This is a genomic window from Glaesserella parasuis, from assembly GCF_002015085.1.
GTDB classification, from domain to species: domain Bacteria; phylum Pseudomonadota; class Gammaproteobacteria; order Enterobacterales; family Pasteurellaceae; genus Glaesserella; species Glaesserella parasuis.
In genome coordinates this window covers 23380-31716 of sequence record NZ_MUXW01000053.1, presented here as the reverse complement: position 1 = coordinate 31716, position 8337 = coordinate 23380, and the positions used below count along the sequence as shown (strand labels likewise).

7 protein-coding genes and 2 pseudogenes are annotated in these 8337 nt (G+C 36.1%); 5 read left to right on the top strand and 4 right to left on the bottom strand.

Going from position 1 to position 8337, the window contains the following annotated elements; translation table 11 throughout:
* The coding region (locus B0183_RS10855) for an ISAs1 family transposase (protein ID WP_131826776.1) at window positions 1-377 on the bottom strand (377 nt) is incomplete at its 3' end.
* Between the two features lie 421 nt (window positions 378-798).
* Here B0183_RS10855 and B0183_RS10850 point away from each other — a divergent pair.
* The 5 genes and pseudogenes from B0183_RS10850 to cpdA all read left to right on the top strand — a co-directional run bounded on the left by B0183_RS10850 (window position 799) and on the right by cpdA (window position 5064).
* Window positions 799-1695, top strand: a complete 897-nt coding sequence (locus B0183_RS10850; protein ID WP_021113240.1) for a transcriptional regulator GcvA — start codon at window positions 799-801, stop codon at window positions 1693-1695.
* Between the two features lie 21 nt (window positions 1696-1716).
* A complete protein-coding gene (gene yjjG, locus B0183_RS10845; protein ID WP_010786074.1) occupies window positions 1717-2391 on the top strand; it encodes a pyrimidine 5'-nucleotidase in 675 nt (224 codons plus the stop codon).
* Between the two features lie 17 nt (window positions 2392-2408).
* On the top strand, window positions 2409-3392 hold the full coding sequence (cysB, locus tag B0183_RS10840) for an HTH-type transcriptional regulator CysB (protein WP_021112000.1): 984 nt from the start codon (window positions 2409-2411) through the stop codon (window positions 3390-3392).
* Complete coding sequence (locus B0183_RS10835) at window positions 3392-4033, top strand: hypothetical protein (protein ID WP_043896638.1); 642 nt, start codon at window positions 3392-3394, stop codon at window positions 4031-4033. Before cysB ends, B0183_RS10835 begins: the two co-directional genes overlap by 1 nt.
* Window positions 4034-4235: 202 nt before the next feature.
* Window positions 4236-5064: pseudogene (gene cpdA, locus B0183_RS10830) on the top strand (3',5'-cyclic-AMP phosphodiesterase).
* A 94-nt stretch (window positions 5065-5158) separates the two neighbouring features.
* Here cpdA and B0183_RS10825 read toward each other — a convergent pair.
* From B0183_RS10825 to B0183_RS10815, 3 genes and pseudogenes are all read right to left on the bottom strand, one after another.
* Window positions 5159-6147 (bottom strand): annotated as a pseudogene (locus tag B0183_RS10825) (2-hydroxyacid dehydrogenase).
* A 22-nt stretch (window positions 6148-6169) separates the two neighbouring features.
* The gene (ispG, locus tag B0183_RS10820) at window positions 6170-7279 is read right to left on the bottom strand and encodes a flavodoxin-dependent (E)-4-hydroxy-3-methylbut-2-enyl-diphosphate synthase (RefSeq protein WP_021112005.1); all 1110 of its coding nucleotides are present in this window, start codon (window positions 7277-7279) and stop codon (window positions 6170-6172) included.
* Between the two features lies 1 nt (window position 7280).
* The gene (locus B0183_RS10815; protein WP_078208782.1) at window positions 7281-8321 is read right to left on the bottom strand and encodes a RodZ domain-containing protein; all 1041 of its coding nucleotides are present in this window, start codon (window positions 8319-8321) and stop codon (window positions 7281-7283) included.
* Window positions 8322-8337 lie beyond the last annotated feature (16 nt).

Genomic DNA, 8337 nt, shown 5'->3' with positions numbered 1-8337 from the left:
ACTGTCACACTGTGCAAAGCACTTTGGGTTTCTGGATTGAAACTATGACGAAGTGTCTTGCCATCAATCGCAATCACTTCACGTCCTTGTTGTGTGCGTATCTCATTGATAAAATTAAGAAAAACCTCATTAAACGCTTGTGGCTCAATGTGTTTTATTACATGAGCGATAGTATCATCGACAGGAATACCACACTCAAAAGGACGATATTTTCGCAACCAATCCAAATGTAATTCGCCAAAAAGTTTGATTTCAGTCCAGCTGTTTGCCCCCGAAATCACGGCACTGAGGACGAGAAAAACGATGTCTAAAAAGTGGTGTTTTTGATTATAGGCTCGTGGGTCGGATAAATTTTCAAAAAAACGAAAAACGCTCATTTTACAACCTGATTTGATATGGATAATTAAGGTGTATTAGATCATAAATTTGAGAAAGATGCGATCTTGCCCTGATCGAAAGTGAGGCTTTGGGTGGCAATTTTTGTATATTCTGGTAGAATAGTAGGAAATTCTGCTATAAAAAAACCGCCCAACATGGGCGGTAGCTAAACCAAAAGGTTCAAAATATACAGGAAGTGAAACGAGTAACTTTTTTGTTACTCTAGTCTAGTTTCCTAGACCAATATGCAAACACAACATCATACTTAAAATTCAAAAATAGCTAAAAGACAGCTATCACTATCCATCTAAGTATGGTGCTGAATTTTAGAGATGTTTGACCAGTTATACAAACGAGATTTTTTAATTTTATTTATCAAAAAAAGTAATCTAAAAAAACTCACTTTTTCTAGTAAAAATTATGAACAATAAAAAGTTACCGCCACTCAATGCTCTCAAGGCATTTGAATCTGCTGCTCGTCATCTTAATTTTACGAAAGCTGCAGATGAGCTATTTGTTACCCAGGCCGCAGTTAGCCATCAGATTAAATTACTTGAAGATTTTTTAAATATTCAACTTTTTCATCGGAAAAATAGGGTGTTAGAATTAACGGAACTTGGTTTGCAATATTTTGATGAAATTCGCCCGCTATTAGAGCAAATTGCTAAAGCAACGGATAAAATTCGTTCTAAAAATAATAGACAAATTCTTACAATTAGTGTGCCTCAAACTTTTGGTATGCATTGGCTTGTTCCTCGGTTGAGTAAGTTTCATGAGCGGTTCCCCCATATTGAGGTCAGGATTAAAGGTGTAGATCAAGATGAGGCTCAGCTTGGAAAAGAAATTGATGTTGCTATTTATTATGGTTCAGGTAAATGGGAGAATGTGGAATCTATTCGCTTAACAGAAGCTCCATTAGTAATTTTAGCTTCTCCTAAGTTCTTAGAGGAAAATCCGTTAAAATCACCAAAAGATCTGATTGGAAAAACATTATTGCATGTATTTAGCCGTAATAAATGGAAGCGAACGATTGAATATTTTGGTTTAAGTGAACAAATTGATGTTGAGGAAATTGGTCCAATTTTTAGTCATACATTTATGGCATTACAAGCAGCTTTGTATCAGCAAGGTATTGCTATTGCCAACAAGACTATTGCTCAGCATGAATTAGAACAAGGAAATTTAATTGAGCCTTTTTCTACAGGATTAAGTGATGAAAAATCATTTTATGTTGTTTATCCATCTCAAATATCAGACAATCCTAAAGTACAGCATTTTGTTGATTGGATTACGAAAGAAATTAATATATCTGAGTAGTATAATAACTCAAGAGAAAATATGAAGTATCAGTGGATTTTATTTGATGCGGATGAAACGTTATTTTCATTTAATTCATATTTAGGTTTACAAGCAGTTTTAGCTTGTTATGGTATAGAGTTTTCCCAAGATGATTATGAAGCTTTTCAAGCTGTGAATAAGCCCTTGTGGCTTGCATATCAAAATCAAGAAATCACAATTGAACAGCTTCAAATATGTCGATTCTCTAACATTGCAAAAAAAATTGGAAAAGACGAATTAGCTTTAAATAATGAATTAATGTTAAAAATGGCTGTAATAAGTAAACCATTATCTGGAACTATAGAGGTATTAGAAAAATTGTTTGGAATAATTAGAATGGGAATTATTACAAATGGTTTAGAAATCTTGCAAAAGAAGCGTCTGGAAAATACTAATACAGAAAAGTATTTTGATATTGTGATTAGTTCGGAGGTTGCAGGGGTGCCAAAGCCAGATGAAAGAATTTTTAAGTTTGCTTTTCAACAAATGGGAGATATAAATAAGTCTAGAATATTGATGGTAGGAGATACTCTTTCTTCTGATATTTTAGGTGCAAATCAAATAGGTATTGATTCTTGCTGGTTTAACCCTTGCAAGGAAGTTAATCATACAGAAATTAAGCCAACTTATGAAATTACTGATTTAAAGCAATTACTTAATATTGTACTAAGTTAGAAATAAAGGATATATACGTGAAATTACAGCAGTTACGCTATATTGTTGAAATCGTTAATCAAAATATGAATATTACAGAAGCTGCTGAGGTACTTTATACATCTCAGCCTGGAATTAGTAAGCAAGTCCGTTTGTTAGAAGATGAATTAGGTATACATATTTTTGAACGATGTGGAAAACATATTAAAGCGCTTACTCCGGCAGGGGAACGTATTATTACAATTGCTCGGGAGATGTTGGCACAAGCCCAAGGGATTAAATCTATTGCAGAAGAGCAAACAAGTCCGCATAAGGGAATACTCAGAATTGCAACTACAAATACCCAAGCTCGTTACGTATTACCAAAGATAATTGAAAAATTTAAGAATAAATACCCCTCCGTAAGTTTACATCTTCATCAAGGATCTCCAACACAAATATATGATGCATTAATGGCAGGAGAGGTTGATTTAGCTATTATTACAGAGGCTCAATATCTTTTTGAAAATGTTATTCTGTTACCTTGTTACATGTGGAATCGTTCAGTGATTGTAAAACCAGATCATCCTTTGGCCAAGCTAAATAAGCGAAATAATAAATTAACTATTGAAGAGTTGGGACAATATGATTTAATCACTTATACATTTGGTTTTACGGGGCGCTCAGATCTGGATAAGGCTTTTAATAAACATGGTATTCTACCTAGAATAGTATTTACAGCTACTGATGCTGATGTTATTAAGACCTATGTTCGTTCTGGCTTAGGTATTGGAATTATGGCAACTATGGCATATACGAAGGAAGACAAAGATTTAGTTGCTATTGATGCAAGCCATCTTTTTCAATCTAGTATGACACAAATAGCTTTTAAGCGAGGTGCTTTTTTACGTAATTATATGTATGATTTTATCAATTATTTTTCTGCTCATTTAACTAGAATAAAAGTTGAAGAAGCTGAGCAACTTCGTGATAATAATGCGATTGCTAGACTTTTTGAGTACGTTAGTTTAGAGGAAATTTAATGAATGCATTAAAAAAATTAGGAGTATTAATTATTTCTTTTATTTGTATTGTTCAATCTATAAGGGCAGAAGAGTTTCATATCAAGTATAAGTCTAATTATATAATGCCAACATATATCCATTTTAAAAAGAGTGATGAATATTATTCAATAATATCTAAAATTAACATTCCTTTATATAATATAGTATTTAATACAGGTGGTAAAATACAAGGTAAACAATTTAATATGTTGAATTACCAAGATATAAGAAATGGGAAAACTTATGCTAAGGCAGAGGTTAAGGGAACAATAATTCAATATGGGAAAGTAGTAGAACCACTTAAACAGGAGATCTTAACTTTACCAACGTTTGATTTATTTTCTATTGCATTTCAACTCAGCTATTATGGAGTATTACCGTATAATTTTCAAACGACAAATGGTAAAAAACTTTATCCACATAAGGATACGATTGTAAATGAATCTAGAGCTATTCTTAGAGTAGGAGAAATAGATGTTGAGGAAATAACTTACAGATTCAAAACGGGTGCTAAACAGATTATAGTGAAGAAATTTTCAGGTGAAAAATTTCCCCGTTATATTTCTTATAATAGGGATGGGGATAATTATGAGTTAATTTTTGATAGTTTTTTGAACTAATTTTAACTAACACTAGTTCTGATTAATCATTATTGACATATATGTAATATATTAGAGTTGCAAAAAATTATTAAGCAATGTAAATTTTTGTGAAAAGTGCAGGAGATGTCACATTTTTCTATTTTTCTTGATGACAGCGTTTGGGAAATCAGTAGAGTAGTTGCTTATCCATCTTATGGCTTTTCTTTGAACCTTTAGTATTATGGACGATAGTTATATATTTCCCTTAAGCTCCCCAATAATTCGGATTTTACAAATTACCGATTCACATTTATTTGCATCAGATACTTGTGAACTATTAGGGGTTAATACCACTCAAAGTTTTCAAGCTGTGCTTAATATGATCATGAAAGAATCATTTGAGTATGACTTGATTCTTGCAACAGGCGATCTTGTTCAAGACCATAATCGAGAGGCATATCATCGTTTTGCAAAAATGGTTAAACCGTTGGTTAAACCACTCTTCTGGGTAGCTGGAAATCATGATTTACAACCACAGATGCGTAATGCTTTGTCTATTTATTCTCAAATTAAACCTGAAAAGCATATTTTAGTTGGTGATCATTGGCAGATAATTCTTCTTGATAGCCATATTCAAGATAGCCCTAAAGGTAGATTAGAGTTTTCTGAGCTTGCTTTTTTAAAAAAGAAAGTTGGAAGTCCATCCTGAACGATATTCTTTAATTGTTTTACACCATAATATTCTGCCAACAAATTCAGCATGGCTTGATCAGCATAGCCTTTCTAATGTAAATGATCTACTTGCTACATTAAAAGCTTTTCCGAAAGTGAAGGCTATTGTACATGGGCATATTCATCAAGAGGTTGATGCTCAATGGAATGGGTATCGTATATTATCAACGCCCTCAACGTGTATACAATTCAAACCACATTGTAATGATTTCACATTAGATGCGATTCCTCAAGGGTGGCGTGAGCTTTGTTTAAATATTGATGGCTTTATTGATACTGTGGTAAAGCGTTTAGATAACAACAATTTTTTACCCAATTTTAAAGCATTGGGATACTAGAGAAATTTATCCTTTTTAAGCAGCCATTAAGATTAGGAGTAATAGACAAACAGTTGTTAGAAATATTTATTCTCAATTATTTTGTATTCTATTTCTATTCAATTTGATTTTTGCAGCGTCCCCCTTTTTGTAAACAGCAGATATTATACAGTGTCACATCTGAGATATTCATCAATGCTTCTTCTGTTAAAAATGCTTGATGCCCTGTTAAAAGCACGTTATGGCAAGAAGACAAACGGCGGAAAAGATCATCTAAAATCACTTCATTTGATTTATCTTCAAAGAAAAGATCACGTTCGTTTTCATAAACGTCCATACCTAACGCACCGATTTTACGACGTTTTAATGCTTCAATCGCTTCAGGAGTATCAATTAATGAACCACGGCTGGTATTGATGATCATCACGCCGTCTTTCATTTTGTCAAAAGTCTCTTTATTTAACAGATGATAGTTCTCTGGCGTAGCTGGGCAATGTAGGGTTATCACATCGGACTTAGCATAAAGTTCATCAAGTGTGACATATTTTGCCCCAATTTCTTCCACAACAGGATTTTTAAATGGGTCAAAGGCAAGAATATTCATTCCAAAGCCTTTTAAAATTCGCGTTGTTGCAATACCAATTTTCCCTGTGCCAATCACCCCAACGGTACGTTTGTACATATTAAATCCGATTAGCCCTTCAAGAGAGAAGTTTGCTTCACGGGTACGCTGATAAGCTCGATGAATACGGTGGTTTAATGTCATCATTAAGCCAACGGTATGTTGAGCCACAGCTTCAGGTGAATACGCTGGTACGCGAACCACTTGAATACCAAGTTCCTCTGCGGCTTGTAAATCTACATTATAAAGCCTGCACAACGTAAAGCCACCATTTTTGTTCCTTGTTCAGCTAATTTCTTAAGGACTTTACGGCTACCATCATCATTCACGAAAATACAAACCGATTCACAGCCTTCAGCCATTTTTACGGTCTGTTCATTCAACATAAAATCAAAAAATTCAAACTCAAAATGGTATTGTTGATTAGCTATTTCGAGATATTTTCGATCATAACTTTTGGTACTAAAAACCGCGACTTTCATTGTGCTTTCCTAAAAATAAAAATTAAATTTGAGTAATATCAATGCGATTATGCTGTTCTGCCACTCTTGCTCGAATTTTCGCTTCGAGCTGGTCGATCAATTTATCATTGTCAAAACGCTCTTTCTGACGAACGCCATCAAGATAAAAACCGCTCATTTTATTTGAGCCTGTCACGCCAAGATCTGACACTAACGCTTCACCTGGACCATTCACCACACAGCCGATAATGGACACGTCCATCGGTGTAATAATATCTTCTAAACGTTGTTCAAGGGCATTGACCGTGCCGATCACATCAAACTCTTGACGAGAGCAAGTTGGGCAAGCGATAAAGTTGATCCCACGAGAACGGATACGCAAGGATTTTAGAATATCAAAGCCCACTTTGATCTCTTCAACAGGATCTGCGGCTAATGAAACACGAAGCGTATCACCGATCCCCTCTGAAAGTAATAAACCTAAACCGATTGCTGATTTCACAGCCCCTGCTCTTGCGCCACCAGCTTCCGTAATACCTAAATGGATCGGCTGTTTGATCGCTTTAGCTAACAAGCGGTAAGATTCGACCGCTAAAAAGACATCTGACGCTTTCACACTCACTTTAAATTGATCGAAATTAAGGCGATCTAAGATCTCAACATGACGAAGTGCTGACTCTAACAAAGCTTCTGGCGTTGGCTCGCCGAATTTCTCTTGAATATCTTTTTCAAGAGAGCCTGCATTCACCCCGATACGAATCGGAATATTTTTATCTCTCGCACAATCCACCACTGCACGAATACGCTCTTCTTTGCCGATATTACCTGGATTGATACGCAAGCAATCCACGCCATATTCCGCCACTTTCAACGCAATACGGTAGTCAAAATGAATATCCGCCACAAGCGGTACGTTTACCTGCTGTTTTATCAATTTAAAGGCTTCAGCTGCGTCCATTGTTGGCACAGACACACGCACAATATCCGCCCCAACGCGCTCAAGAGCTTTAATTTGTGCCACAGTCGCTTCCACATCTGTGGTTCTTGTGTTCGTCATTGATTGAACAGCAATCGGTGCGTCGCCCCCCACAGGCACATTACCGACATAAATTTTGGTCGATTGACGACGCTTAATAGGTGGTTCTTTTAACATATTATTCCGCTAAAGGTAATTTGAAACGTGCAACTCGTCCATCTACTTTCAATGGAACAACTTGCCCTTTGTAATAAATTTTGACATTAGCAGGCGCACCCACAGTTAAACGATATTGTTCGTTATCGTTAAAACTTAGTACTTCACCTGCCTTATAAAGTCTTTCTGCTAATCGTTTATTTTGTGCAGTACGCACAGTAATCCAGCTTTCAGCACCCGTAATCTCAATTCTCAGCTCTTCCTCTACCGCCGTTTGTGCTGGTTCTTCCGTTTGATTGCTTGCTTCTGTTTGAGTTGCTTGCAGAATATTAAGTGGCTGCTCAGTTTGAGTTGGTACAGCTATTTCTGTCGAAACTTGTGGTGTAACATTTCCTGAATTAGGCGAAATAACCATTGAAATTCTTGAGCTACCTGTTTGAACAGGAGGCGTAACTTCTGTTTGTATAAGCACAGGCTCAGTTTGAACAGATTGAACTGGCTCAGCTTGCTCTACAGCAACAGGCGTGCTGCTTTCTGCTACTGTTGCAGGTGTTGCTGGCACTGCATTTTCAGCAGGCAATGTTACCGCTTGTTGAGGCTCTTCGGCAACTTTAGCTGTTGCTTCAGTGGTGTTCACAATCAACTGCTCACGGTTAGCCTGATCTTTCTGATGCTCTTGCCACCACCAAGCTAACGTCATCCCTACTGCACTTAACAACACAATCCACGTCAGCCCTTTTACCCAACGCATTTGCGACTTATGGTTTTTAACCGCAATAGGTGCTGCTTTTCGGACCTCTTTTGGAATTGTCACTTCGCCGTAATTCACTGAATTTACAAGTGTTTCAGGCAAACGCAGAAAACGTACATAATTACGCACATAACCACGCACGAAAGCTGGCGGCACGCTTGGCAAAATAAAAATATCATTTTCTATCGCTTCAAGGTGGATTTTTTTCAGATTTGTTTTTCGAGCTACATCCTCAATCGTCAGATTTAATGCTTCACGAGCATTTTTTAGCTGTTGTCCTAAAGAAAGTGTCATTGTTTCTGTCATTGTCATTGCTTTTTCTATATAA

Excerpts from the sequence above, each read along its gene's own strand:
- yjjG (WP_010786074.1), top strand. The coding sequence starts at position 1,717 with ATGAAGTATCAGTGGATTTTATTTGATGCGGATGAAACGTTATTTTCA.
- B0183_RS10815 (WP_078208782.1), bottom strand. The coding sequence starts at position 8,321 with ATGACAATGACAGAAACAATGACACTTTCTTTAGGACAACAGCTAAAA.
- ispG (WP_021112005.1), bottom strand. The coding sequence starts at position 7,279 with ATGTTAAAAGAACCACCTATTAAGCGTCGTCAATCGACCAAAATTTAT.
- B0183_RS10835 (WP_043896638.1), top strand. The coding sequence starts at position 3,392 with ATGAATGCATTAAAAAAATTAGGAGTATTAATTATTTCTTTTATTTGT.
- B0183_RS10850 (WP_021113240.1), top strand. The coding sequence starts at position 799 with ATGAACAATAAAAAGTTACCGCCACTCAATGCTCTCAAGGCATTTGAA.